This window comes from Streptomyces sp. NBC_01429 (assembly GCF_036231945.1).
Lineage (GTDB): Bacteria > Actinomycetota > Actinomycetes > Streptomycetales > Streptomycetaceae > Streptomyces.
Genome location: NZ_CP109599.1, coordinates 7510642 through 7533712, shown reverse-complemented (window position 1 = coordinate 7533712; position 23071 = coordinate 7510642). Strand labels below are relative to the sequence as shown.

The following is a 23071-nucleotide window of genomic DNA, read 5'->3' as shown; positions in this document are numbered from 1 at the left end:
ATGAGTTACGTGGAGAACCCCGAGCAGCGCGGCTGGATGATCGCCGAGGTCGCCGCCGTCCCCGGCGTCAGAGAGGCCATCGTGTTCAGCGCCGACGGGCTGCTGCTGGCCAGCTCCGAGGGGATGGACCGGGACTCGGCCGACCGGCTGTCCGCGAACTGTTCCGGGCTCCAGTCCCTCGCCCGCAGCCTGGGCAAGGAGTTCGGCGAGGACGGCGGCGCCGTGCACCAGCAGATGGTGGAGTTCAACGGCGGGTTCCTCTTCATGCGCAGCGCCAACGGCGCGCATCTCGCGGTGGTGACCGGGCCCGTGGTCGACCCGAAGCTGGTCGCCCGGCAGATGCAGGCGCAGGTCATGAAGATCGGCGCCGGGAATCTGAGCAGCCCGCCCCGGCAGGAGGCCGCTCGGTGAGTGGCCCGGAGGGCGACTACGCGGCCGGCGCGTTACGGCCGTATGTGATCACCAGGGGGCGTTCCAGGCCCACGCGCAACACGGTCGGCGTCGAGACCCTGCTCGTCGCCGCCGATCCCCCGCGTGAACTGCCGGTCTCGGCCACGCGGGAGGAGCGCGCCCTGGTCCGGATGTGCGAGCGGCTGCTGTCCCTGGTGGAGGCGGCGGCCCATCTGGAACTGCCGGTCAGCCTGGTGAAGGTGCTGGCGTCCGATCTCGTCGACAGCGGCCATCTGTCCGCCCGTTCCGGTGTCCCCCAGGCCGTTCTGCCCGAATCGCAACTGCTCCAGGAGGTACTCGATGGTCTCCGTCGGCTCCGCTGACCGCTATCTGCCCGACACGGTCCAGCAGGCCGTCAAGATCCTCGTCGTGGGCGCCTTCGGCGTGGGGAAGACCACGCTGGTCGGGTCCGTGAGCGAGATCGAACCGCTGCGGACCGAGGAGGTGATGACCGAGGCGAGTGTCGGTGTGGACGATCTGGCGGGAATGGACACCAAGAAGACCACCACCGTCGCCATGGACTTCGGCCGGATCACACTCAACTCCCGGCTGGTGCTCTATCTGTTCGGCGCCCCGGGCCAGCGGCGGTTCTGGGACCTGTGGGACGGGCTGGCCGAGGGCGCCCTCGGTGTCCTGGTGATCGTGGACACCCGCAGGCTGGAGGACAGCTTCGACGTGCTGGCCCAACTGGAGCTGCGCGGACTGCCGTTCGCGGTGACGGTCAACCAGTTCCCGGACAGCGAGGAGTACACCGCCGACGAACTGCGCGGCGCGCTGGACCTGTTGCCGCGAACGCCGGTGGTGATGTGCGACGCGCGGGAGCGCGGCCCGTCGGTGGACGCGCTGATCAGTCTCGTCGAGTACGTGTCCACCGCCGACGAGGTACGGATCAAGGAGACCGCCTGATGACCCGGCCCGCCGCCTCCTCCGCCGTCCCCGACGTCTCCCCGCCGCCCGGGTGCCCCGCGCACGCCGGCGGTACGGCGGGGCTGCTCCCGCTCTCCTCGGCGACCGGCTCGTCCGATCCCCGGGAGGTCTACCGGCGGCTGCGCGAGCAGTGGGGCAATGTCGCCAGGGTCGAGCTGGAACCCGGGGTGCCCGCCTGGCTCGTGATGGGCTACCGGGAGCTGCTGACGATCACCCGCCAGGAGCAGACCTATTCGCGTGACGCCCGCAACTGGCGCGATCTCAACGACGGTGTGGTCTCGCCGCGTTCGGGGCTGCTGCCCATGATGGCGTGGCGTGCCAACGTCATCGGCGCCGACGGTCCCGAGCACCGCCGGCTGCGCCAGCCGCTGGACGAGGGCGTCGCGCACATCGACCAGCGCAGGACGCGCCGGCAGGTCGAGGCGGTGTGCGCGGAGCTGATCGCGGAGTTCTCCCGGCGCGGCCGGGCCGATCTGGTGAACGAGTACGCGACGATCGTGCCGATGCTCTCGATCGCTTCGCTGTTCGGGCTGGACAGCACGGAGGGTCAGGAGCTGCTGAGCGCGCTCATCGCGCTGTTCGGCAGCGCGGACGACTCGCAGGCCGGCAACCGGCACTTCGAGGAGATCCTCGTCGACACGCTGCGCGAGCGGCAGCGCGACCCCACCGACGATCTGACGACGGCGTTCCTCCACCACGCCAACCTGGGCAACGAGGCGGAGCGCCTCCAGTCGATGGTGGTGATGATCTCCGCGGGGAACGAGACGGTCACGGCGTGGATCTCGCACACCCTGCGGCTGATGCTCACCGATCCGCGCTTCGCCGCCCGGCTGCACGGCGGCAGGCTCGGTGTGGACGACGCCCTCGACGAGGCGCTGTGGCGCGATCCGCCGATGAACAACATGCCGGCCAGGTACGCGCTGCGCGACACCGAGCTGGGCGGCCGGCCGATCCGGCGCGGCGATGTGCTGATCCTGGGGATCGCCGCCGCCAACGACGATCCGGCGATCCGTCCCGACGAGAGCACGGGCGGTGTCGGCGACTCCGGCAACCGCGCCCATCTGGCCTTCTCGTCCGGTCCCCATGTCTGTCCCGCGCAGGTGCCCGCGCGGCTGATCACCCGTACGGCGGTGAACACCGCGCTGCACCTGCTGCCCGACATGCGGCTGTCGATCCCGGCGCGGGACGTGACCTGGCGTCCCTCGCCGTGGACCAGGGTCCCGGTCTCCCTGCCCGTGGAGTTCTCCGCGGTGGGGGCCCGGGCAGACGGCCGTACGCAGTGAATTCCTCCTTCCGCCCCGTCCTCCGGAGACGCAGATGACCTCATACCCGGCTCCCTCCGCCGATCAGCGAATACCCGTCGTCACGCTCGATCCGCACGGCTCCGACCACCACGGCGAGGCGGCCCGGCTGCGGGAGGCCGGACCGGTGGTGCGGGTGCGGCTGCCCGGGGACGTCATGGCCTGGTCGGTGACGGATCACGCCCTGCTGGCCGAGCTGGTGTCCGATCCGCGCTTCAGCAAGGACTGGCGCAACTGGAACGCCATCCTGCGCGGCGAGATATCCGACGGCTGGCCGCTGATCGGCATGGTGAAGGTCACCAACATGGTCACCGCCGACGGCTCGGAACACCGGCGGCTGCGCAAGCTCGTGACGCAGACCTTCACCCCGCGCCGGGTCGAGGAGCTGCGGCCGAGGATCGAGGCGATCGTGACGGAGCTGCTGGACGCGCTCCCCTCGTACGCCGGTGCCGACGGCAGTGTCGATCTGCGCCAGCACTTCGCGCATCCGGTGCCGATGCGGGTCATCTGCGAGCTGTTCGGGGTGCCGGAGCACGAGCGCCCGCGGCTGAAGGAGTTGATGGACAACATCTTCCGCTCGGATCTGCCGCCCGAGGAGGTGACCGCCAGTCAGATCGAGCAGTACCAGCTGCTGGCGCGGGTGGTCGGGACGCGCCGCGCGGAGCCGGGCGACGATCTGACCAGCGCGCTCGTCGCCGCCCGGGACGCCGACCCCGAATCGCTGAGCGAGGAGGAGCTGGTGGGTACGCTGCTGGTGATGCTCTCGGCGGGGCAGGAGACCACGCTCAGCCTGATCACCAACGCGGTGCGCGCCCTGCTCACCCACCCCGAGCAGCGCGGCCTCGCGGAGCGGGGAGACGAGCGGGTCTGGGCGAATGTGGTGGAGGAGACCCTGCGCTGGGACGCGCCGATCGGGAACTTCCCCTTCCGGTATCCCCTGGAGGATGTGGAGATCGCCGGTGTGCGCATCCCCAAGGGCGAGGCCATCATGGCCCCGTACAGCGCGGTGGGGCGTGACACGGCCCAGCACGGCGCGGACGCCGACCGGTTCGACCTCACCCGGGAGCAGCGCAAACACCTGGCGTTCGGCCACGGCGCGCACTTCTGCCTCGGCGCGCCGCTGGCGCGGCTGGAGGCGACGGTGGCGCTGCCCGCCGTGTTCGCGCGCTATCCGGAACTCGCGCTCGCCGTGGACCCGGACACACTGATCCCGGTGCCCTCGCTGTTCTCCAACAGCACGGCGACGCTGCCGGTGCGGCTGGGGTCCGGGGACTGACGGCCGACGGCCGGCCGCTCAGAGCCGGCCCGCTTCGACGATCCGCCGCAGGAACCGCTTCGTACGTTCCTGCCGCGGATCGCCGAAGACCTGCTGGGCCGTGCCGCGTTCCAGCACCACTCCGCCGTCCAGGAAGCACACCTGGTCGGCCACCTCGCGGGCGAAGCCCATCTCGTGGGTGGCCAGCACCATCGTCATCCCCTCGGCCTTGAGATCCCGTACGACCGACAGCACCTCACCGACCAGTTCGGGGTCGAGCGCGGCGGTGATCTCGTCGAGGAGCAGCAGTCTGGGGCGTACCGCGAGGGCCCGGACGATCGCGGCGCGCTGCTGCTGGCCGCCGCTGAGCCGGTCCGGGTACTCCGCCGCCTTGTCTCCGAGGCCGAGCCGCTCCAGCAGTTCGCGGGCGCGCTCCTCGGCCTCCGCGCGGGGGACGCCGAGGACCCGGCGCGGCGCGAGCGTGATGTTCCGCAGGACCGTCATGTGCGGGAAGAGGTTGTACGACTGGAACACGACGCCGATCCGGCGGCGCACCGCGTCCGGGTCGGTGCGCGGGTCGGTGATCTCCTCGCCGTCCAGGAAGATCGCTCCGTCGTCGATCTCCTCCAGCAGGTTCGCGCAGCGCAGCAGCGTCGACTTGCCGGAGCCCGAGGCGCCGATCAGCGCCGTCACGGTGTGCGGGGGCACGTCGAGGGTGACGTCGCGCAGGACGACGCGGTCCCGGCCGAAGGTCTTGCGTACGGATTCCAGCCGCAGTACGGGGGTGTCCTCGGCCGTCATACGGTTCCTCCCTGGGCGCGCCGCCGGTCGGTGCGGGCCGTGATCCAGTCCGTGAGGCGGGTCATCGGGATCGTCAGCGCGACGAAGACCAGGCCGGCGACCACGTACGGCGTGTAGTTGAAGTACTTCCCGGCGATGATCTGGGCCGCGTACACGGCGTCCACGGCGCCGGCGATGGAGACGAGGCCGGTGTCCTTCTGGAGCGACACCAGGTCGTTGAGGAGCGGCGGCACCACCCGCCGTACCGCCTGCGGGAGCACGACGTACCGCAGGGTCCTGCCCCGGGAGAGCCCGAGCGATCTGGCCGCCGCGCGCTGCGAGGGGTGTACGGATTCGATGCCGGCCCGGAAGACCTCGGCGACGTAGGCGGAGTAGGTGAGGACCAGCGCGGTGCCGCCGAGCAGCACGGGGTCCGTGGTGACGCCCTGGAGGCGCAGCGCCGGCACCCCGAAGACGACCATCAGCAGACAGATGATCAGGGGCAGGCCGCGGAAGAAGTCGGTGTAGGCGGTGGCCAGCGCGCGGACCGGGAAGAAGACGGGGCCGCGCAGGGTGCGGGCGACGGCGAGCAGCAGTCCGAGGAACAGGACGCACACCCCGCAGACCGCGAGCAGCCGCAGATTGAGCAGCAGTCCGTCGAGGACGAGGGGCAGCGCCATCCGGGCGTACTCGACGCTGAAGAAGGTCTCGCGGGCGCGCTGCCAGCCGGGCGAGCCGGTGATGACGACGAAGAGGACGGCGCCCGTCACCAGGGTGGAGAGCGCGGCGATCGCGGTGGCACGGCGCGTCCTGGCGCGGTGATGGCGCTCCCGTGCCAGGCGCCGCGCGGAGGGGGTGTACGGGTCGGTGTCCCGCTCGGCGGGGGCCGATACCGAGGTCACTTGAGCACCGGCGCGTCCACGGCGTCCGCGAGCCACTTCTTCTCCAGCGCGGCGAGCGTGCCGTCGGCCCGCAGCCCGTCTACGGCGCGGGTGACGCAGGCGGTGAGCGGGCTGCCCTTGTCGAGGACGAGGCCGAACTGTTCGGCGGTGCCGGCGGAGTCCGCGAACTGGCCGACGACCTCGGCGTCCGGCACCTCGGCCGAGGTGATGTAGAAGGCGGTGGGCAGATCGACGACGATCGCGTCGACCTGGCCGTTGCGCAGGGCGGACTTGGCGAAGTCGTTCTTCTGGAAGACGGCGGGCTGTCGCTTCGGCTCGATGATCTCGTTGATGGTGTCGAGGCTGGTGGTCCCGACCTGGGCGCCGAGCTTGGCTCCCTTGAGGTCGGCGGCGCTCTTGGCCTTCGCGTAGGGGGACTTCTTGAGCGCGACGACGGCCTGGCGGACGTCGTAGTAGCCGGAGGAGAAGTCGACGGCCCGCTTGCGTTCGTCGCTGATGGACACCTGGTTGATGTCGAAGTCGAAGTTCTTCTCACCGGGCGCGAAGGAGTTGTTGAACGGGACGGTGCGCCATACGACTTGGTCCGCGCGGTAGCCGAGGGCCTTGGCCACGGAGTACGCGACCGCCGACTCGTAGCCCTTGCCGCTCGCCGGGTCGTCGTCCTGGAACCAGGGCGCGTAGGCCGGCTTGTCGGTGCCGACGGTCAGCTTTCCGGCGGCCTCCGTGGACAGGGCGGCCGGGGTGCAGGAGGCCGTGGCGGCGGGGGTGGCCGCGGACGGCGAGTTCTCCTGCGGGGCGCAGCCGGTGGCGGCGGCGGTGAGGACGAGGAGCGCGGTGGGCAGGCTCCGGACTGTGAGACGCATGGCGGGAGAGTCGCACCGTGCGGGGGTGTGTGTCGAGATCACCGCGTTGCGATCGCATGAATTCCGCCGGTGGGAGGGGTGGACGGGCCGGTACCCGCCGGGCGGCGGATGATCCCCGCCGGATGGCGCCGCCGCCGGCGCGGGGCACCGGGCACGATGGCGGCGGCGGTCACGAGGACGTGACCGGCTACCGTGACCGAGGGAGAGCCAATGACCACCACCGCGTCCTCCGGTGCGCCGGACGACCGGACGAGCCTGCCGCCCGTCCCGTTCGACCCGGAGCTTTCCGCGGCGCTCGATGTCCTCACCGGGCAGCTCGGGGACACACTGGCGCTGGACGACATCCCGGGCGTGCGCCGCGCCTCCCTCGCGCAGCGGCCCTCGGACGAGACCCTGCGGCGCGACGGCGCGTTCGAGGTCGAGGAGCGTACGGTGCCGGGGCCGCCCGGGGAGCCGGACATCTCGCTGCTCGTCTGCCGGCCGGCCGGGGTCCCGTCCCCGCTGCCCGCGCTCTACTGCGTCCACGGCGGCGGCATGGTGATCGGGGACAACCGCACCGGCATCGACTCCGCGCTGGACTGGGCGGCCGAACTGGGCGCGGTCGTCGTGTCGGTGGAGTACCGGCTGGCGCCCGAGCATCCGCATCCCGCGCCGGTGGAGGATGTGTACACCGGCCTCGTACGGACCGTCGAACTCGCCGGTGAGCTGGGGATCGATCCGGCCAGGATCGTGATCACCGGCGGCAGCGCCGGCGGCGGTCTGGCCGCGGCGACGGCTCTGCTGGCGCGCGACCGGGGCGGTCCCGCGCTGCTCGGGCAGCTGCTGATGTGCCCCATGCTGGACGACCGCAACGACACTCCTTCCAGCCTTCAGATGGCCGGTCTGGGGATGTGGGACCGCACGGCGAACCACAAGGGGTGGACCGCGCTGCTGGGCGGGGCGCGCGGCGGCCCCGACGTCTCGCCGTACGCCGCACCGGCCCGCGCCGAGGATCTGTCGGGGCTGCCGCCGGCCTTCATCGACGTCGGCTCCGCCGAGACCTTCCGGGACGAGGACGTCGCCTACGCGGCCCGGCTGTGGCAGGCAGGTGGCCGGGCGGAACTGCATGTGTGGCCGGGCGGATTCCATGGATTCGACGTCATGGCGCCGCAGTCCGCGATCGCACGGGACGCCCGCGCCGCGCAGTTGAACTGGCTGCGCCGGCTGCTGGCGAGCTGAGCCGGACGACGGGTGCCGCAGGGTTGGCACCGCGCTCCTCGCGGAAGCAGGATGGGGGCGTGAAAGAGCTGGTGGGCAGACTGGCGGCGCTCGATCCGGACGCGGGCGCCGCGCTCCAAGTGATCGCGTACTTCGACCGGCTGGTCGAGGGCCGGGCCGGGCTGGAGTCCCTCGTGCGGGGCGCGGCGGTGCTGGCCGGCTGCCCGGCCCGGCTGGTGGACGAGGAGCGCGGCATACGGATCCGGGTCGGCACCGACGGGGTACGGCGGGACGAGGGCGGCCTGGTCGGGTCCGGGTGGATGTCGGCGCCGCTGGTGGCGGGCGCGGCGCCGGCGGTGTGGCTGGAGTGCGACGGGCCGCCCGGCGGGGTGCGCGCGATGGTGCTGGAGCGGACGGCCGCGGCCGTCAGGGACGTGCTGGAGCGGACCAGGGGCCGGACGCCGGTGGCGGATCCGGCGGCCGATCCCGCTTCGGTGGAAGTGCTGCTGGACGCCCGTGCGCCGGAGCACGACCGGTGGCGGGCGGCCGGCCGGCTGGGGTTGCGGCAGACGGCGCCGGCCCGCGCGGTGGCCCCGTGGGACGGGCCGCCGGTGGTCGAGGCGGTGACCTCGCCCGTCGCGCGCGGGCCGGCGGCTCCGGGCTACGGACGCGCCGGGGTCGGCCCGGCCGTGCCCGTACTCGAACTGCCGTCGTCCTGGGCGGCGGCCCGCACCGCGCTGCGGTTCACTGCGGCGGGAACCGAACAGGACCCCGGGCCCGGCACGGTGTACGCGGAGGAGCTGGGCGGACTCGCCCTGCTGGCGGAGGCGGTCGGGCCGGCGGACGAGCCGATTCCCGACGTACGGGCGCTGGAACGCGCGATCGCCTCGGCGCCCTGGGCTGCCGTCACCCTCCATACGGTCGCCTGCGCCACCAGCCTGCGCGCGGCGGCGGCGGAGCTGCATCTGCACCATTCGACGCTCCAGGACCGGCTGGCGCAGGCGGAACACTGGCTGGGCTGGCCGGTGCACGAGGCGCACGGGCGGCTGCGGCTCCAACTGGCCCTCATGGTGTGGCGGTTGCACCGCGATCAGCGGCCGCGCTCCACCGGACCGTAAGCTGCGTGGTGATGTTCACTCCCCAGGGCCCGACCCTTCGCGAACTCGCCGTACAGGCGCTCTCGTCCACCGAGCACGGTTACGATCTGCTGGCCCCGAAGTTCGACCTGACACCGTTTCGCACCCCCGGCCATGTGCTGGACGCGGTGATGGATACGGTACGGCCGCTCGGGCCCTTCCGTACCGGGCTCGACATCTGCTGCGGCACCGGCGCCGGGGTCGGCGCGCTGCGGGGGCTGTGCACGCGACGCGTCACGGGCGTCGACTTCAGCGCCGGCATGCTCGCCGCCGCCAGGGAGAGCGCCGCTTCGGCCCCGGCCGGTGCGCCGGGTCCGGATGGGGTGGCGGGTCCGGATGGGGTGGCGGGTCCGGATGGGGTGGCGGGTCCGGATGGGGTGGCGGGTCCGGATGGGGTGGCGGGTCCGGTGGTGGACTGGGTACGGGCCGACGCGAGGGCTCTTCCGTTCGTCTCGGCGTTCGACCTGGCCGTGAGCTTCGGGGCGTTCGGCCACTTCCTGCCGGCCGAGCGGCCCGCCCTGTTCGCCCGGGCGCACGCGGCGCTGCGCCCCGAGGGCCTGTTCGTCTTCCCCGTACCTGCGCCGCCCCCGGTCGGCTCGAAGACGTACCTGACGCTCTGGGGCTTCGACGCCGCGATGCGTCTGCGCAACCTGCTGTGGCACCCGCCGTTCGTGATGTACTACCGCACCTTTCGGCTGCCGGACGTGCTGGCGGATCTGGCCCTGACCGGGTTCCGAACGGAGCTGCTGCCCCTGACCGGCCTCGGCGTACTGCCCAGCGGCGCCCCGCGCTGCGTGCTGGTGGTGGCGCGCCGGGTCTGAGCCAGGGGCCGGGGCGCTGCCGGTCAGTCCTCCAGCGCGTCCCCCGGCCCCCGGGGAGCGGGGCGCTCGTCGAGCACGTCGGGGAACTCCTGGTCGCGGGGTTGCGGCGGCTGCGGGCCGTGGCCGGTCATGATGACGGTCTGCTCGACGCGCACGACGCGGTACACATCGTCCCCGACGATGACCTGGTCCTCGCCGCCCGCGACCGCCTCGACGGCACGCGCGTACCGGGGCCCCAGCTCGCCCGCCCCGGCCGCCCGTACGAGCAGCACGTCCCGCAGGTCCGTGCGGGCCTCCTCCTCGGCGGGGACGGCGGGAAAGAGCTGCCGCCAGCCCCGGTCCTCGTACAGCATCGCGGAGTACGCCGTGTAGTGGGAGACCGACATCCGCTCCCAGTCGGGTCCGTCCAGCCTGAACTCCTTGCGCAGCTCCTCCTCACGCCGTCCCAGCTCAAGCAGCCGCCGCGCGGCCACATCGTCGAATTCCTCGTCGGCCGCGTCTTCCGGATTCGTACTCACGCGACCAGCCTGCCCCAAAAGGGAGTGGAGCGAGGGGCTTGTGCGGTAATCGTCCGGCCCGCGTCACCGGCGTGGTCAGCGGCCGCCGGGGAAGTAGCGCTCCAGCAGGTCGTTGCGGAAGGTGCCGCGCGGATCGAGCTTCGCCGTCAGGGCCTCGAAGTCGGCGTAGCGCTCGTAGAGTCCCCTGAGCCGCTCGTGTTCCATGGTGAACAGCTTTCCCCAGTGCGGCCGGACGGCATAGGGCTCCAGCGCCTCTTCGATGGCGTCCAGCACCGGGGTCACGGCCGCGGTGTCCGGGAACCAGGTGAAGTGGAACGCCACCGAGTCGCGCCCGTACGCCGGGCTCAGCCACAGGTCGTCCGCCGCGACGGTGCGGATCTCACCGATCCGCAGGACCGGCGCGATCCGGTCCCTGATCCGGGCCAGCGCGTCGAAGGCCGCGAGCCCGTCCTCGGCGGCCACGAAGTACTCGCTCTGGAGTTCGTCGCCGCTGCTGGGCGTGAACTCGGCCCGGAAGTGCGGCAGTCGTTCGTGCCAGGGCCCCGGAACGCCCGCCTGCTGGGTGCAGTTGGCGGGGTCCATGCCGGGTACGGGGTGGAGCGGACCGGTCGCGGGCCTGGCGCCGAACCAGTCGGCGGGCGCGGGCGGCGGCTGCGGGTCGCCGGCGCGCTGCTTGAGCAGGACCTGCTCCACCTCGTCGCCGCGCCAGCTGGTGAAGAGGCTCACGCTGTAGGCGGCGGACAGGATGTCGTCGAACCGCTCGCGCAGCCGCGCGTACGGGAGCCCCTCGTAGGCCCACTGCCTGATGTCGTACGCGGGCACCAGGTCGAGGGCCATCCGGGTGACGACCCCGAGCGCGCCGAGACCGACCACGGCTCCGGCGAAGTCGGCGTCGCCGCGCGCCAGGACGAGCTGTTCGCCGTCGGCGGTGACCAGTTCGAGCGAGCGGACGGCCGAGGCGATGGTGCCGTTGCCGGTCCCCGAGCCGTGTGTGCCGGTGGCGCAGGCTCCGGCGACGGAGATGTGCGGCAGCGAGCCGAGGTTGTGCAGCGCCAGCCCCGCCCGGTGGACGGCTCCGGTGAACTCGGCGAAGCGCAGCCCGCCGCCGACGGTGACGGTGGCGGCCGTACGGTCGACCTCGACGTGCCTGGGCAGCTCGGCCACCGAGACGAGATCGCCCCGGGTGTCCGCGATCGCGTTGAAGGAGTGTCCGCTGCCCAGCGCGCGCACCGAGCGGCTCCCCGCGACGATCTCGCGCAGCCGTTCCACCGACGAAGGGGCGTGTACGCGCGCCGCGTTGAAGGTGATGTTGCCCGCCCAGTTCCGTATCGCCGGGGGTATGGGACCGCCGGGGGAAGCGCCTTCGGCCTCATCGGGGGTGCCGGTGGCGGACTCGCTGTGCGGGGCACCTGCCGGACGGGGTGTGTGGGGCACGGAGTTCTCCTTCGCCGAGGTCGGGGCGTGCTGATCATGCCCACTGCCGTTCTTCTTATCAGTGCTCGCGCGCGTGTGGTACGCGCCGTCGGATCCCGTCGCCTGGCTAAGGTGGACGGACCCCGAACGGGAAGTAGGTGTTCCGGTTGGCCGAGGAACTGCCCGTGGCGCGGCGGTGGGCCGTGGGCGCGCTGCTGGTGATGACCTTCGCGACCGGTCTGGTGGACGCGGTGAGTTTTCTGCGGCTGGGGCACGTCTTCGTCGCCAACATGACCGGCAATGTCGTCTTCCTCGGGTTCTCCTTCGCCCGGAACACCGGGCTGCCGGTGCTCGCGCCGATCGTGGCCATGACCGCCTTCGTACTGGGGGCGTTCGGCGGCGGTCAGCTCAGCAAGGCGTTCGGCGACCGGCCCCGGCACTGGCTCGGGGGCGCGTTCGCGGGTCAGGCGGGCGGCCTCGCGCTGACCTCGGTGCTGCTCGGGACGGGCGCGCTGCGTCCCGAGGGGCGGACCCTGCTGCTGATCGTCGCGCTGCTCGGGGTGTGCTCCGGTCTCCAGAACGCCACGGTCCGGCTGCTGGCGCCCCGGGATCTGACCACGACCGTGCTCACCCAGACCCTCACGGCGCTCACGGCGGAGAGCGTCCTCGGGGCGGGGACCGGCGCCAGGCCGCAGCGCAGGATCGGTTCGGTGCTGGCCATGTTCGCCGGGGCGGCGACCGGCGCGCTGCTGCTCCAGGCGACGCTGGCGGGCGTCGTCGGACTCGCGGCCGTGCTCGTCGCGGGCGCCGCGTGCGTGTTCGCGCTGGCCCCTGAACAGCGGGCCGCGCCGCCGCCCGTACCCACGTCCGGCTGAGCCGTCAGCGCGCCGGACCCTCAGAGCGCCGGACCGGCCGGTCCTGACGTCGTCAGCAGCGCCTCGACCCGCCGCAGTGCCTCGCGGACATTGGCCTCGGCGGTGGCCTCCCGCGCCTCGGCCATGGTCATCCAGCGCAACGGGGCGTCGGGGTGCTCGGGACGTGCCCTGTCGGGCTCGGCCGTGGCCAGCACGAAGCGCAGATCGGCGTGTTCGTGCGCGGGCTCGCCGCCGCCCTCGGGAACGGACACGACCACGACCTGGACGAGAGCGGCCTCGCCGGTGTCCGGGCAAGGGACCAGATCGACGAGACCGGTCTCCTCGCGGGCCTCCCGCAGCGCGACCTCGGCGGGAACGCTCTCCCCCGGGTCGCCGTGGCCGCCGACCTGGAGCCAGGTCCGCAGCCTCGGGTGATGACGCATCAGCACCCGCCCGCTGCCGGGGTGCACGATCAGGGCGGAGGCGGTCACATGCAGCGGGATCGAACGCAGCCAGGGGTCCGGGGCCGTCTCCACGAGCGCGCGGACACGGGCGACGTCCGCCGCCTCGGCCGCGTTCCGTGGGGCGTACCGCTCCAGCAGCTCCACGATCGGCCGGTCAGCTGTCCGCATGTCCCTGTTCCCCTCGGTGCACTGACGGGTCCGGCCGGCCGACGGGACCGGGCGCGCGTTCGCGCTCCAGGCCGGAGACTACGGATCGCGGCGGGCCGTGTCCTGCGGATTTCCCCGCAGTCGGGCCCGCGTCCGGCCCGCGTCCGCCCTTCGCGGGACCCCTCGTCCGGCGCGTCGCGGGGGCCGCATAGCATCGGTTGTCGCATGGACATCACTTGGTGGGGATTCGCCGCGCTCGCGGCAGCGGCGGCACTGGTCGGTTTCTCGAAGACCGCGGTGAGCGGCGCGAACACGGTCAGTCTGGCCGTGTTCGCCGCCGTACTCCCCGCCCGCGAGTCGACGGGCGTCCTGCTGCCCCTGCTGATCGTGGGCGATGTGTTCGCCGTGCTCACCTACCGGCGCCATGCCCACTGGCCGACCCTGTGGCGGCTGTTCCCGGCGGTCGCGGCGGGCGTCGTGGCCGGCACGGTGTTCCTGGCCTGGGCCGGTGACGCCGCGGTGCGCACCTCCATCGGCGCGATCCTGCTGCTGATGGCCGGGGTGACGATGTGGCGACGGCGCGGCGCGGCGAAGAGCGAGCAGACCGCGGATTCCGTCGACCCGGGGTCGCCGGGCGCCCGGGTCAAGGCCGGGTCGTACGGCGTGCTCGGCGGTTTCACCACGATGGTCGCCAACGCCGGCGGCCCGGTCATGTCGCTCTATCTGCTCTCAGCGGGCTTCCAGAAGCTGGGATTCCTGGGCACGTCCGCGTGGTTCTTCCTGATCGTCAACACCTCCAAGCTGCCCTTCAGCGTGGGGCTCGGCCTGATCGACGGCCCGTCCCTGCTGCTGGACGCGGCGCTGGTGCTCTTCGTCCTTCCGGGCGCCCTGATCGGCAAGGCGTGTGTGAACCGCATCGACCAGCGGCTGTTCGAGCGGCTGGTGATCGGGGCGACCGTCCTCGGCGGGCTTCAGCTGCTGCTGCGCTGAGGCGGGGGCCGTACGCGCCGGACGGAATCGCAACGCAACGGACCGGCTCCGCCGGAAAGATGCACTGATTTACCGATATACGGGTTTACGGTGCCTGTATGGACGCGGATCGCGAAGGCACCCCGGACCAGGACCCGCAGGGCGCGCACCGGGCGCACGGCGCTCACGGCAGGCGCGGCACGGCCACCGAGAAGTGGGCCGCCTTCACGGCGTCCCCCTTCCTCCCGGCGGTCGTCCTGGTGTTCATCCTCGCGGCGGCCGCCGGACTCTTCGCCGGCTCGTACACGTACAACATGGCGAATCCCACGCCCCACCGGATTCCCGCCGCCGTGGTGGGGCCGACCGGTACTCCGCAGGCGCGTGCCTTCGTGAGCGGCATGGAGAAGGCGCTCAACGCCTCGCTCGAACTGCACCGCTACCCCACGGACAAGGCGGCGCGCGAGGGTGTGGAGCAGCAGGAGGTGTTCGCGGTGCTGACGTTCCGGCCGCACGTGGTCGACTTCGCCGTGGCGGGAGCCGCCGGGGCCTCGGTGGCGCAGGTCCTCACCGAGACGGCTCCGGCCGTGGCCAGGAGCGTCGGGGTCCCCGTACGGATCAGCGACATCAAGCCGCTCCAGAAGGGGGATCCGCGCGGGCTGGCGCTCTTCTACATCTCGCTCGCGGCCGTGATCATCGGCTTTGTCGGCGCCATCCAGCTGAGCGTGCACGCGCGCGGGCTCAACCCGGCCGAGCGGATCGCCTTCACCATCGTCTACTCCCTGCTGGGCGCCTTCGCGATCGCCTCGGTGGTGGACTGGTGGCTGGGCGCGCTCCGGCTGCCGTTCCTGGAGTCCTGGCTGATCCTCGCGTTCACGATGTTCACCTCGGGCATGGTCTTCACGATGTTCAACACCCTGATGGGGCGGTGGGCGATGCTGCCGACCTGGGGTCTGATGGTGCTGCTGGGCAATCCGTCCTCGGGCGGGGCGGTCTCCTGGCCGCTGCTGCCCTCGCTGCTCGGCCACATCGGGCGCTGGCTGCCGCCGGGGGCCTCGATCAACGCGCAGCACACCGCCGTGTACTTCGGGAACGCCCAGCACGCCTTCCCGTTCGCCGTGCTGGCGGGGTGGTGTCTCGTGTCGACGGCGGTGTTCTGGTTCTGGCGCCACCGCCACCCGGGCGGCAGGGAGCGCACTCCCGCGCACGCCGCGGGGGAGGGAGCGGCGGCCTGACCACCCCGGCGCGTCCGTACACGCGGCGGTGCGATCCGTCACAACCGGGAAGAAGATCGCGGCCCGGCGGAGTAGAGGCACCGAACAGCGGCAATACGTACGGTAAAGACGTGTCGGACGAGGGTGGAGTGAGCGGTGTGGAGCGGGACAAAAGAGACTCACAGTCGGTGGCGGGGGCTCCATGCTGGGTGACGCTGCTCTCACGTGAACTGCCCGCTTCCCAGGCGTTCTACGGGGATGTCCTGGGCTGGACCTACCGGCCCGCCGGGCTGGGGGACGATTTCTGCGTGGCGCTCTCCGACGGGCAGCCCGTCGCGGGCATCGGGGCGCTGGCCGCCTCCCTCCAGGTCGCGGTCGCCTGGACGCCGTACTTCGCGGTGGCCGATGTGGACGTCGCGGCGGCGCGGATCAGGGAGCGCGGCGCGACGGTCGCCGTGGGGCCGCTGGCCTTCCACTCGGGCCGGGCCGCTCTGGCCGCCGATCCCGACGGCGCGGCCTTCGGGATCTGGGAGGGCGCCGTGCGCTCCGACTGGACCGTGGGACGCGGATCGGCCCCGGCCTGGCTGGAGTTGCGCACCCGCGACATCGACGACGCCGCCCGCTTCTACAGCGAGGTGCTCGGCTGGGCGCCGGAGTCCGGGGACGGTTTCTCGCTCGCACGCGAGGAGGATCACGCGGTGCTGAGCCAGGACAAGCAGGTGGTCGCGAAGATCCAGGACGGAGCCGTGCAGGCCTCGGCGGATCCGTGGCTCCGGCCTCGTTGGCACGTGTATTACCGGGTGCCGGAGGTGGCCGGTTCCGTGGCCGCCGCGCTGAACAGCGGCGGCGTCCTCGTCTCGCCCCAGGACGCCTCGGCCGCCCTGCGGGAGGCCGGCCTGCGGGAGGCGACGCTGCGCGACCCGGACGGCGCCCTGTTCACCGTGACGGCGGGCTGAGTTCACCGTGACAGCGAGCTGACTACGTCAACACGAAGGGTCAACTGTCACCCTCGACTCCAGGGTGACAGTTAACCCGCGGGCCGACCGGACCGCTCCGCTCGGAGCCTGCGCGCCCCCTTACTCGGGACGGCCCAGCGCCCAGCCCGCGACATCGGCGAGCCGGCCGCGCCAGACGGGCAGCTCGATGCCGTCCGGACGGCCCGCGGCGGTCAGCGTGACCCGGCGCAGATGGACCCATCGGGGCAGCCGGTGGGAGCCGTCCTCGCCCCGCACCTCGTCGACGGCCTCGTCCACGGCCTCGGGGAACCGGGCCAGCAGCTCCGTACCCTCGGCGCCGACGTGACGCAGCGCCTCGGCCCAGTCGGCCTTCCAGGCGTCGCGCGTGATCAGATCGCCGTAGACCAGCCCGCCCGGCACATTGAGCGTGATGGGCAATCCGGTGCCCGGGTCCTCCCCCAGCAGCCTGATCAGCATCTGGAGCTGGAGGTCGGGGACCGGCTCGGTGAGGGCGGGCGTCCGCGTCGTCGTCATGGTGACGACCTGCCCCGGGAACGGCTCCGCACTCCCCGGAGTACGGGTCGGGATACGCGTACGGGTCGGGATACGCCGCACGGGTGACCCCCGCCGGGACGGCGCACCGCTCAGGCCACTCTTTCCGGGGGAATGCCCTCGACCTCGAAGACGATCTCGTCCTCGTAACACCACCACCAGCCCTCACCGGGCTCGTACGAACGGATGAGCGGATGTCCGGTGGCGTCGTGGTGCGCGGTGGCGTGCTTGTTCTTGGAGGAGTCGCAGCAGCCGATGTGCCCGCAGGTCTGGCATTCGCGCAGGTGGACCCAGGTGTCCCCCAGGGCGACGCACTCCGGGCAGCTGTCGGCGCTGTCCGGGGTCACCGGTTCGACATCCGCGAGATGGGGGCAGATGGGGCCGCCGAACCCCGTTTCACTGTTCGTCATCACGCCGCCGCCCGTCCGACCACACAGGTCTCCTTGGATCTGTAGCCCCTTTTGTCACCGTACGACCGCCTCCCCGCCGCCGCCAGCAGGGCGAGGCGGGCGGGGCCGCCGGACGGCACCTTGACAGCCCTCCGGTGGCGGAGAAGCCTGGACGTTTCCGGTCCGGACGGCGGCCGGACGGGGGACCCGGGGGGACAAGTCGTGGGCGGTACACGTATGCGCGGGCGCGGGGTGGGCGGGACCGGTCCGGGAAGGATCACCGCCGTGGGCGCCGTGCTTGCTCTCGCGCTCCCCCTCGCCGCCTGCGACTCCGGCGGTGACGGCGACGGCCCGGACTCCCCGGCCGCGGTGACCACCTCCGCGCCGGCCCCGCCCCCGAAGGTCGACCCCGCCGTGTACCGGCGGACGCTGGAGAGCGCCCTGAAGCCGGTCGACAAGGCGTTGCGCGCGATGAACCGGACGGACGACGGCGGCGCGCTGAACAAAGCCTTCGGTACGGCCTCGGACGCGGCCGGGGCCGCCGCCGACGCCCTGACGGCGGCCCCCACGCCGGACGACGCGGCGACCGCCAATGTGAGTCTGACCATCGCGCTGCGCGCCCTGAGCGAGAACCTGAAGGAGGCGAGCACCGCCCATGGCCGGTGCGCCACCTCGCCCCGGGTGGAACTGGCCTCGACCGACGGACCGGCCGGCCTGCGGGACGCGAGCGCCACACTCACCGGCCTGGGCTATCCCGCCCGCGTAGCGGCCCCCCGTACCGAGAAGCCCAAGAAGCGCAGACTCGACAACGGAACCCTCGTGAAGGACGGCGGCCGCGGCGGGCTGGGCCGGCTCACCATCGACAACGGCACGGCCTCGGACGCGGTGGTGTCGCTGACCAGGCAGAAGCGCACCGCCTTCACCGTCTACATCCGCAAGGGCCGGAGCGCGACGGTCCGCGCGGTCGACGACGGCTCGTACACGGTGTACTTCTCGTCGGGCACGGACTGGAACTCCGCGAGGAAGTCCTTCACCCGCGACTGCGCCTTCCAGAAGTTCGACGACAAGGCCGCCTTCAGGACCGTCGCGGTGACCGGCGGGACGCAGTACACGGTGCTGAAGTACTCGCTGGCCAAGTCCGTCGGCGGGAACGCCACCACCAGCGACGTGGACGAGGACGAGTTCCCGTCCTGACGCCTCCGGACGTCCGTCAGGGCTTGTAGACCTTGCCGGGCTCGGCCGTTCCCGGCGCCAGCAGTTCGGGGACGGTGACGAAGGTGTAGCCGCGGTTCTTCAGCTCGTCGATGATGCCGGGGACGGCGGGCACCGTGCCGTCGTAGATGTCGTGCAGCAGGATGATGCCGTCACGGTCCGCCTGGTCCAGGATGCGCTTCTCGATGAGGGCGGAGTCGGTGGTGGAGTAGTCCTTGGCGGTGGCGCTCCACAGCACCTGCGCCAGGCCCAGTCCACGGGACACGTCAGCGACCGTGTCGTTGGTACGGCCCTGCGGCGGCCGCATGAGCGTGGGCTTGTGCCCGGTGATCTTCGCTATCGCGTCCTGGGCGAGGGACGTCTCCTCACGCATACCGTCGGCGTCGAGATCGGTCAGGATCTTGTGCGACCAGGTGTGGTTGGCGATCTCGTGTCCCTCGTCCGCTTCCCGCCGGACGAGTTCCGGGTGCTTGACGACATGGTTCCTGCCGAGCAGGAAGAAGGTCGCGTGCACCTTCTTCTCCTTGAGTATGTCGAGCAGTTCGGGCGTGTGCTTGCTCGGGCCCGCGTCGAAGGTGAGCGCTATGCAGCGCTCCTCGGCGCAGTCGACCCCGGACTTCACCCGCTCCCCGCCGTCGGCGGTGGGGCGCGAGCGGGCGTCGGCGGGCGAGGTGGCGTCGTACGCCGCGCAGCCGCTCAGCGCCAGGGTCAGGGAGGCGACCACGGCCAGCCCCGCGGCGATCCCTCGTGGCGTGCAGGTCGTGGTGTTCCGTGGCATGGCTGATCTCTCTTCCGACGCGCTGAGTGGCCGGCTGCCGGGCCGTGTGCGGGCAGCGCTCCGCCCGAATCCGCTGGGGAACGGGCGGGACGCGCACGACTATACACACGATGTATACATGTGATTCATAGTGGGCCGAGGGCCTCCCGGGAACATTCGGCCCGGGCTCTCCGTTGGACGGAGTGAGGGTGTGGATGGAACTGAGTCCCCGGGCCCCACATAAGAAATGCCCGTGGGGAAGATCGTTCGGCTGAAGCCCCACGGAGCCCATCGCCGCGAGGCGACCGCCATCCGCACCTTCCCTTGATCGGCCCCGACCGGCGTCCCCCCGTCCGGTCGGGGTCTCTCTGTGCGCTGGGAGGCGGAAGTGGCGGAAGAGTCCGACGGCTTCGAGGCGGCCACGGGTGACGGGCCGGGGTCCGCGGCCGAGCCCCGGGCGCGGGAGGCCGAGGTGCGCACCGCGTTCGAGGGGCTGCTCCAGATCCGGCGGCTGACCTACTCCGGGCCCGGCGATCCGGCCTCGGTGCCGGCCGCCTGGGAGCGACGGCTCCCGGTGCGCGCCGTGGCGCTGACGCTGGAGGCCGCCGGGCTGGCGGCCTCCGCGGTGGACGGCGCCGGCGCGCGGATCGCCACGGGCTACCGCGTGACGGCCGGGGAACGGCCCGCCACCGCCCGGGTGGAGTGGCTCGGACCGCCCGGCGACGGGGCGGCCCAGCAGGAGGAGCGCGCCCTCACCGAGTGCGCCGGGGCGCTGACGCGGCTGGGCTGGGAGGCCCTGCTCTACCGGGGGCCGAGGAAGCGGCGCTTCCTGGAGGTGGAGCCGGGGGCCACCGCCTGACGGGACACCGGTCCGGTGTCCCGCCGGGGATCAGACGGGGCCGATGGGTCCGACGGAGTCCAGGAACGCGGCGAGGTGCTCGCCGCCAAGTTCGTACTGGAGCCCGAACGGTTCGATGTCGTCGTCGGATCGAATCTGTTCGGCGACATCCTGAGCGGTCTGGCCGCCGCGGTGGCGGGCGGCATCGGCATCGCCCCGGCCGCCGATCTCGACCCCGAGGGCGACTTCCCCTCCGTGTTCGAGCCGGTGCACGGGTCGGCGCCGGACATCGCGGGACGGGGCGTCGCCAATCCGCTCGGCGCGATCTGGTCGGCGGCCATGACCCTCGACCATCTGGGCCACCCGGAGGCGGCCGGGACGATCACCGACGCGATGACGGCCGTGCCGGCCGGGACCGGGGTCCGTACCCCCGATCCGGGCGGTACGGCGAGCACCGAGGCGTTCGCGTCCGAGCCGCTCGCGCGGATCCGGCGGGCGGGGCGGCCCGCATCCCCGTGACCGGCCGCCCCGCGATCAGCTCCTGAGCCAGGATCAGCCCCGGGCGCCTCATGTCGCGCCGGTGCCCGGGGCGTCGCTCATCGGTTCACGGTCCACTTCTGATTGGGCGTGCCCGCGCAGGTCCAGATCTGGAGCCTGGTGCCGTTGGCCGAGCTGTTTCCGGTCGCGTCCATGCACTTGTCGGCCTGGACGTTCACGACATCCTGCGCGCCGGAGATGCCCCAGCGCTGGTTTCCGGCCCCCGAGCAGTCCCACAGCTGGAGCTGGGCGCCGTCTGCGGTGCTGTTGTCCTTGACGTCGAGGCACTTGCCGAGCGCGCGGATCGAGCCGTCGGAGGCGACGGTCCACTGCTGGGCCGCCGAACCGTTGCAGTCGTACAACTGCACGGCCGTGCCGTTCGCGGTTTTCGCGCCGTCCACGTCCACGCACTTGCCGCCGAGGCCGGTGATCGCCCCGCCCCCGCCGCCGGATCCGCTGTCGCCGGTGGTGACGCGTACGTAGTCCACGACGAGCTGCTGCGGGAAGGTGCTGCTGCCGTCGGGGTCACCCGGCCATTCGCCGCCGACGGCAAAGTTCAGGATCATGAAGAACGGCTTGTTGAACACCCAGTTGCGGCCCCCGAGATCGGCCGGGGTGCGCCGCTGATAGACATTGCCGTCGACGGACCAGGTGACGGAGTCGGGCGCCCAGTCGACCGAGAAGGTGTGGAAGGCGTCGGCGAACGCCTGGCCGCCGGGGAGCGTGTAGCCCGCGCCGATGCCCGCCCCGCCGGAGTATCCGGGGCCGTGCAGCGTGCCATGGACGGTGCCGGGCTCGAAGCCGACGTTCTCCATGATGTCGATCTCACCGCTGTTGGGCCAGCCGACGCTGCCGATGTCGTCACCGAGCATCCAGAACGCGGGCCACATGCCCTGGCCGCGCGGGAGCTTCATCCGGGCCTCGACGTGTCCGTACGTGGAGGTGAACTTCCCGGCCGTGTTGAGCCGGGCCGAGGTGTACTCGCACCGGCCGTACCAGCACTGGTAGTTGCCGGGGTTCTCCTTGCGGGCGGTGATGACCAGATTGCCCTGGCCGTCGAGGGCCGCGTTGCTGTTGCCCGAGGTGTAGTACTGGCGCTCACGGTTGTTGCCGCCGTTGTCACCCGTCTCCAGCTGCCACTTGGAGCCGTCGACGGCCGATCCGGCCGGGCCGTCGAAGTCGTCGGTGAAGGTGACCGCGGCGGCAGCGGCGGGGGCCGGCTCCGACGGGGTCGCCGCGGCGGCGGGAACCGCCGTCAGCACTCCCGTACAGCACAGCAGGGCGAGCGCGCAGAGAGCGGTTCGCCGTATCGGGGAGATACGCACAGACATCACATCGCTTTTGTGGGGGGGGCATGAGCATGACATTTCGACCGAATGGGCGAGCCCTTGGGGGAGTTACCCGGGACGCTTGATTCAGTACTTGATTTAAGGCAGCTCCCGAGGGGCCGTCAAGGACCTGGTATGGACCATAGTTGGCCGGAATTCGATCCACCGCACGTCCATATACCCATATGCCCGCCGGACCCGGACGTGGGGCGCGGCACCGAGGTTCCGCAACTTGACCTGCACATGACTGTCACGGCGTGTTCACACAAGGCGACCAGCCCTGTGGAAAGCTCCCGCTGAACCGTTTCCTCGCGACCACCGCAGCGCCGCCCCCCACCCCGTGGCCGCCCGCGGCGATGGTCCCCCCGGAGAGGACAGCTCCCCCCATGCCACGTCGTCAACGTCCCGTCAGACGCATGCTGTTGGCTCTCGGTGTCGCCACCGCGGCGCTCGCCACCACCGCTGCCGCAGCGCCGGTGAGCGCACCGTCCGCGAGCGTGCCCGCCGCCGCTCCCGCGACGTCCTCGGCGGTCACCGCCGCACTGGACGACACGTATTACCAGAACGCGATCGGCAAGAGCGGCACCGCGCTCAAGTCGGCGTTGCACACCATCATCAAGAGCCAGACGAAGGTCACCTACGCACAGGTCTGGGACGCGCTCAAGGTCACCGACCAGGACCCCGCGAACAGTTCGAACGTGATCCTCCTGTACACCGGACGGTCCCAGTCCAAGACGAGCAACGGCGGCAACACCGGCGACTGGAACCGCGAGCACGTCTGGGCCAAGTCCCACGGCGACTTCGGCACCGCGACCGGCCCCGGTACCGACCTCCACCACCTGCGCCCGGAGGACGTCACCGTCAACTCCCTTCGCGGGAACAAGGACTTCGACAACGGCGGGAGCGCGGTCTCCGGCGCCCCCGGCAACTACACCGACTCCGACTCCTTCGAGCCGCGCGACGCGGTGAAGGGCGATGTCGCCCGGATGATCCTCTACATGGCCGTGCGGTACGAGGGTGACGACGGCTTCGCCGACCTCGAACCGAACGAGAAGGTCAACAACGGGTCGAGTCCGGCGATCGGCAAGCTCTCCGTACTCAAGAAGTGGAGCGACCAGGACCCGCCGGACACGTTCGAGAAGCGTCGCAACGACGTCATCTACGACCAGTTCCAGCACAACCGGAACCCGTTCATCGACCACCCCGAGTGGGTCGCGTCCATCTGGTAACCACCACGACCCGCCCCCGGGCGTCGCTCACCGCTGGACATGTGTCTATGCTTCATGGACACATG

Annotated in this window: 25 protein-coding genes and 1 pseudogene; 16 read left to right on the top strand and 10 right to left on the bottom strand. The window is 71.9% G+C overall.

From position 1 onward, the window contains the following. From OG627_RS33235 to OG627_RS33215, 5 genes are read left to right on the top strand one after another with little or no spacing between them, the layout of a single operon-like run. Nucleotides 1-411 carry a roadblock/LC7 domain-containing protein gene (locus tag OG627_RS33235; RefSeq protein ID WP_329071528.1) on the top strand — a complete coding sequence of 137 codons (411 nt, stop codon included), beginning with the start codon at nucleotides 1-3 and terminating at the stop codon, nucleotides 409-411. Then, nucleotides 408-773, top strand: a complete 366-nt coding sequence (locus OG627_RS33230) for a DUF742 domain-containing protein (protein WP_329071526.1) — start codon at nucleotides 408-410, stop codon at nucleotides 771-773. The genes OG627_RS33235 and OG627_RS33230 overlap by 4 nt, the downstream gene beginning before the upstream one ends. Further along, nucleotides 751-1356, top strand: a complete 606-nt coding sequence (locus tag OG627_RS33225) for a GTP-binding protein (RefSeq protein WP_329071524.1) — start codon at nucleotides 751-753, stop codon at nucleotides 1354-1356. The genes OG627_RS33230 and OG627_RS33225 overlap by 23 nt, the downstream gene beginning before the upstream one ends. Further along, on the top strand, nucleotides 1356-2660 hold the full coding sequence (locus tag OG627_RS33220) for a cytochrome P450 (RefSeq protein WP_329071522.1): 1305 nt from the start codon (nucleotides 1356-1358) through the stop codon (nucleotides 2658-2660). Before OG627_RS33225 ends, OG627_RS33220 begins: the two co-directional genes overlap by 1 nt. A 34-nt stretch (nucleotides 2661-2694) precedes the next feature. Further along, nucleotides 2695-3954: a cytochrome P450 family protein gene (locus OG627_RS33215; protein WP_329071520.1), complete on the top strand. Its 1260-nt coding sequence runs from the start codon at nucleotides 2695-2697 to the stop codon at nucleotides 3952-3954. An 18-nt stretch (nucleotides 3955-3972) separates the two neighbouring features. Here OG627_RS33215 and OG627_RS33210 read toward each other — a convergent pair whose 3' ends face one another. Genes OG627_RS33210 through OG627_RS33200 form a run of 3 tightly spaced genes read right to left on the bottom strand, consistent with a single transcriptional unit; the run spans nucleotide 3973 to nucleotide 6478 of the window. Next, entirely contained in the window at nucleotides 3973-4734 is a 762-nt protein-coding gene (locus OG627_RS33210; RefSeq protein WP_329071518.1) for an amino acid ABC transporter ATP-binding protein, read from the bottom strand. Continuing rightward, nucleotides 4731-5615 carry an amino acid ABC transporter permease gene (locus OG627_RS33205; RefSeq protein ID WP_329071516.1) on the bottom strand — a complete coding sequence of 295 codons (885 nt, stop codon included), beginning with the start codon at nucleotides 5613-5615 and terminating at the stop codon, nucleotides 4731-4733. Before OG627_RS33205 ends, OG627_RS33210 begins: the two co-directional genes overlap by 4 nt. After that, entirely contained in the window at nucleotides 5612-6478 is an 867-nt protein-coding gene (locus tag OG627_RS33200) for an ABC transporter substrate-binding protein (protein WP_329071514.1), read from the bottom strand. Before OG627_RS33200 ends, OG627_RS33205 begins: the two co-directional genes overlap by 4 nt. A gap of 210 nt (nucleotides 6479-6688) precedes the next feature. Here OG627_RS33200 and OG627_RS33195 point away from each other — a divergent pair, with 210 nt between their 5' ends. The 3 genes from OG627_RS33195 to OG627_RS33185 are packed head-to-tail and all read left to right on the top strand — an operon-like array spanning nucleotide 6689 to nucleotide 9632. Next, nucleotides 6689-7696 carry an alpha/beta hydrolase gene (locus tag OG627_RS33195; RefSeq protein ID WP_329071512.1) on the top strand — a complete coding sequence of 336 codons (1008 nt, stop codon included), beginning with the start codon at nucleotides 6689-6691 and terminating at the stop codon, nucleotides 7694-7696. Nucleotides 7697-7755: 59 nt separating this feature from the next. Further along, on the top strand, nucleotides 7756-8793 hold the full coding sequence (locus tag OG627_RS33190; RefSeq protein ID WP_329071510.1) for a helix-turn-helix domain-containing protein: 1038 nt from the start codon (nucleotides 7756-7758) through the stop codon (nucleotides 8791-8793). 11 nt (nucleotides 8794-8804) lie between these two features. Beyond that, nucleotides 8805-9632, top strand: a complete 828-nt coding sequence (locus OG627_RS33185) for a class I SAM-dependent methyltransferase (RefSeq protein ID WP_329071508.1) — start codon at nucleotides 8805-8807, stop codon at nucleotides 9630-9632. A gap of 23 nt (nucleotides 9633-9655) precedes the next feature. Here OG627_RS33185 and OG627_RS33180 read toward each other — a convergent pair whose 3' ends face one another. Both OG627_RS33180 and OG627_RS33175 read right to left on the bottom strand, forming a co-directional pair. Beyond that, the gene (locus OG627_RS33180) at nucleotides 9656-10150 is read right to left on the bottom strand and encodes a DUF5954 family protein (RefSeq protein WP_329071506.1); all 495 of its coding nucleotides are present in this window, start codon (nucleotides 10148-10150) and stop codon (nucleotides 9656-9658) included. A 75-nt stretch (nucleotides 10151-10225) separates the two neighbouring features. Further along, complete coding sequence (locus OG627_RS33175; protein WP_329073166.1) at nucleotides 10226-11491, bottom strand: D-arabinono-1,4-lactone oxidase; 1266 nt, start codon at nucleotides 11489-11491, stop codon at nucleotides 10226-10228. 239 nt (nucleotides 11492-11730) lie between these two features. Between OG627_RS33175 and OG627_RS33170 the strand changes: the two genes are divergently transcribed. Further along, nucleotides 11731-12438, top strand: coding sequence for a YoaK family protein (locus OG627_RS33170; RefSeq protein ID WP_329071504.1), 708 nt, complete (start codon nucleotides 11731-11733; stop codon nucleotides 12436-12438). 20 nt (nucleotides 12439-12458) lie between these two features. Here the strand turns inward: OG627_RS33170 and OG627_RS33165 are convergent, their stop codons facing one another. Beyond that, complete coding sequence (locus tag OG627_RS33165) at nucleotides 12459-13049, bottom strand: NUDIX hydrolase (RefSeq protein WP_329071501.1); 591 nt, start codon at nucleotides 13047-13049, stop codon at nucleotides 12459-12461. A gap of 204 nt (nucleotides 13050-13253) precedes the next feature. On the opposite strand from OG627_RS33165, the gene OG627_RS33160 reads away from it, so the two are divergent. The 3 genes from OG627_RS33160 (at nucleotide 13254) to OG627_RS33150 (ending at nucleotide 16164) form a co-directional block, all read left to right on the top strand. Further along, a complete protein-coding gene (locus OG627_RS33160; protein ID WP_329071499.1) occupies nucleotides 13254-14018 on the top strand; it encodes a sulfite exporter TauE/SafE family protein in 765 nt (254 codons plus the stop codon). Nucleotides 14019-14116: 98 nt separating this feature from the next. Continuing rightward, nucleotides 14117-15229, top strand: a complete 1113-nt coding sequence (locus OG627_RS33155; RefSeq protein ID WP_329071497.1) for an ABC transporter permease — start codon at nucleotides 14117-14119, stop codon at nucleotides 15227-15229. A gap of 167 nt (nucleotides 15230-15396) precedes the next feature. Then, nucleotides 15397-16164 carry a VOC family protein gene (locus OG627_RS33150; protein ID WP_329071495.1) on the top strand — a complete coding sequence of 256 codons (768 nt, stop codon included), beginning with the start codon at nucleotides 15397-15399 and terminating at the stop codon, nucleotides 16162-16164. Between the two features lie 120 nt (nucleotides 16165-16284). Here OG627_RS33150 and OG627_RS33145 read toward each other — a convergent pair whose 3' ends face one another. Further along, a complete protein-coding gene (locus tag OG627_RS33145; protein WP_329071493.1) occupies nucleotides 16285-16698 on the bottom strand; it encodes a hypothetical protein in 414 nt (137 codons plus the stop codon). 110 nt (nucleotides 16699-16808) lie between these two features. Beyond that, entirely contained in the window at nucleotides 16809-17126 is a 318-nt protein-coding gene (locus OG627_RS33140) for a UBP-type zinc finger domain-containing protein (RefSeq protein ID WP_329071491.1), read from the bottom strand. Between the two features lie 264 nt (nucleotides 17127-17390). Between OG627_RS33140 and OG627_RS33135 the strand changes: the two genes are divergently transcribed. After that, the gene (locus OG627_RS33135; RefSeq protein WP_329071489.1) at nucleotides 17391-18299 is read left to right on the top strand and encodes a hypothetical protein; all 909 of its coding nucleotides are present in this window, start codon (nucleotides 17391-17393) and stop codon (nucleotides 18297-18299) included. Between the two features lie 16 nt (nucleotides 18300-18315). Here the strand turns inward: OG627_RS33135 and OG627_RS33130 are convergent, their stop codons facing one another. Then, nucleotides 18316-19095 carry a polysaccharide deacetylase family protein gene (locus tag OG627_RS33130; protein ID WP_329071487.1) on the bottom strand — a complete coding sequence of 260 codons (780 nt, stop codon included), beginning with the start codon at nucleotides 19093-19095 and terminating at the stop codon, nucleotides 18316-18318. 367 nt (nucleotides 19096-19462) lie between these two features. On the opposite strand from OG627_RS33130, the gene OG627_RS33125 reads away from it, so the two are divergent. Continuing rightward, nucleotides 19463-19933 carry a hypothetical protein gene (locus tag OG627_RS33125; protein WP_329071485.1) on the top strand — a complete coding sequence of 157 codons (471 nt, stop codon included), beginning with the start codon at nucleotides 19463-19465 and terminating at the stop codon, nucleotides 19931-19933. Between the two features lie 60 nt (nucleotides 19934-19993). Further along, nucleotides 19994-20431 (top strand): annotated as a pseudogene (locus tag OG627_RS33120) (isocitrate/isopropylmalate family dehydrogenase); the annotation flags it as partial. Nucleotides 20432-20508: 77 nt separating this feature from the next. On the opposite strand, the gene OG627_RS33115 reads toward OG627_RS33120, so the two are convergent. After that, complete coding sequence (locus tag OG627_RS33115; RefSeq protein ID WP_443073588.1) at nucleotides 20509-21780, bottom strand: ricin-type beta-trefoil lectin domain protein; 1272 nt, start codon at nucleotides 21778-21780, stop codon at nucleotides 20509-20511. A 383-nt stretch (nucleotides 21781-22163) separates the two neighbouring features. Here OG627_RS33115 and OG627_RS33110 point away from each other — a divergent pair, with 383 nt between their 5' ends. Then, nucleotides 22164-23006 (top strand): endonuclease I family protein, encoded by an 843-nt coding sequence (locus tag OG627_RS33110; RefSeq protein ID WP_329071481.1) that lies wholly within the window; start codon nucleotides 22164-22166, stop codon nucleotides 23004-23006. Nucleotides 23007-23071 lie beyond the last annotated feature (65 nt).

Bases quoted from the DNA above. Each gene is read 5' to 3' on its own strand.
- OG627_RS33200 (WP_329071514.1), bottom strand. From the start codon at position 6,478: ATGCGTCTCACAGTCCGGAGCCTGCCCACCGCGCTCCTCGTCCTCACC.
- OG627_RS33140 (WP_329071491.1), bottom strand. From the start codon at position 17,126: ATGACGAACAGTGAAACGGGGTTCGGCGGCCCCATCTGCCCCCATCTC.
- OG627_RS33155 (WP_329071497.1), top strand. From the start codon at position 14,117: ATGGACGCGGATCGCGAAGGCACCCCGGACCAGGACCCGCAGGGCGCG.
- OG627_RS33235 (WP_329071528.1), top strand. From the start codon at position 1: ATGAGTTACGTGGAGAACCCCGAGCAGCGCGGCTGGATGATCGCCGAG.
- OG627_RS33220 (WP_329071522.1), top strand. From the start codon at position 1,356: ATGACCCGGCCCGCCGCCTCCTCCGCCGTCCCCGACGTCTCCCCGCCG.
- OG627_RS33225 (WP_329071524.1), top strand. From the start codon at position 751: ATGGTCTCCGTCGGCTCCGCTGACCGCTATCTGCCCGACACGGTCCAG.
- OG627_RS33195 (WP_329071512.1), top strand. From the start codon at position 6,689: ATGACCACCACCGCGTCCTCCGGTGCGCCGGACGACCGGACGAGCCTG.
- OG627_RS33210 (WP_329071518.1), bottom strand. From the start codon at position 4,734: ATGACGGCCGAGGACACCCCCGTACTGCGGCTGGAATCCGTACGCAAG.
- OG627_RS33160 (WP_329071499.1), top strand. From the start codon at position 13,254: ATGGACATCACTTGGTGGGGATTCGCCGCGCTCGCGGCAGCGGCGGCA.
- OG627_RS33115 (WP_443073588.1), bottom strand. From the start codon at position 21,780: ATGTCTGTGCGTATCTCCCCGATACGGCGAACCGCTCTCTGCGCGCTC.
- OG627_RS33145 (WP_329071493.1), bottom strand. From the start codon at position 16,698: ATGACGACGACGCGGACGCCCGCCCTCACCGAGCCGGTCCCCGACCTC.
- OG627_RS33215 (WP_329071520.1), top strand. From the start codon at position 2,695: ATGACCTCATACCCGGCTCCCTCCGCCGATCAGCGAATACCCGTCGTC.
- OG627_RS33165 (WP_329071501.1), bottom strand. From the start codon at position 13,049: ATGCGGACAGCTGACCGGCCGATCGTGGAGCTGCTGGAGCGGTACGCC.
- OG627_RS33110 (WP_329071481.1), top strand. From the start codon at position 22,164: ATGCCACGTCGTCAACGTCCCGTCAGACGCATGCTGTTGGCTCTCGGT.
- OG627_RS33130 (WP_329071487.1), bottom strand. From the start codon at position 19,095: ATGCCACGGAACACCACGACCTGCACGCCACGAGGGATCGCCGCGGGG.
- OG627_RS33185 (WP_329071508.1), top strand. From the start codon at position 8,805: ATGTTCACTCCCCAGGGCCCGACCCTTCGCGAACTCGCCGTACAGGCG.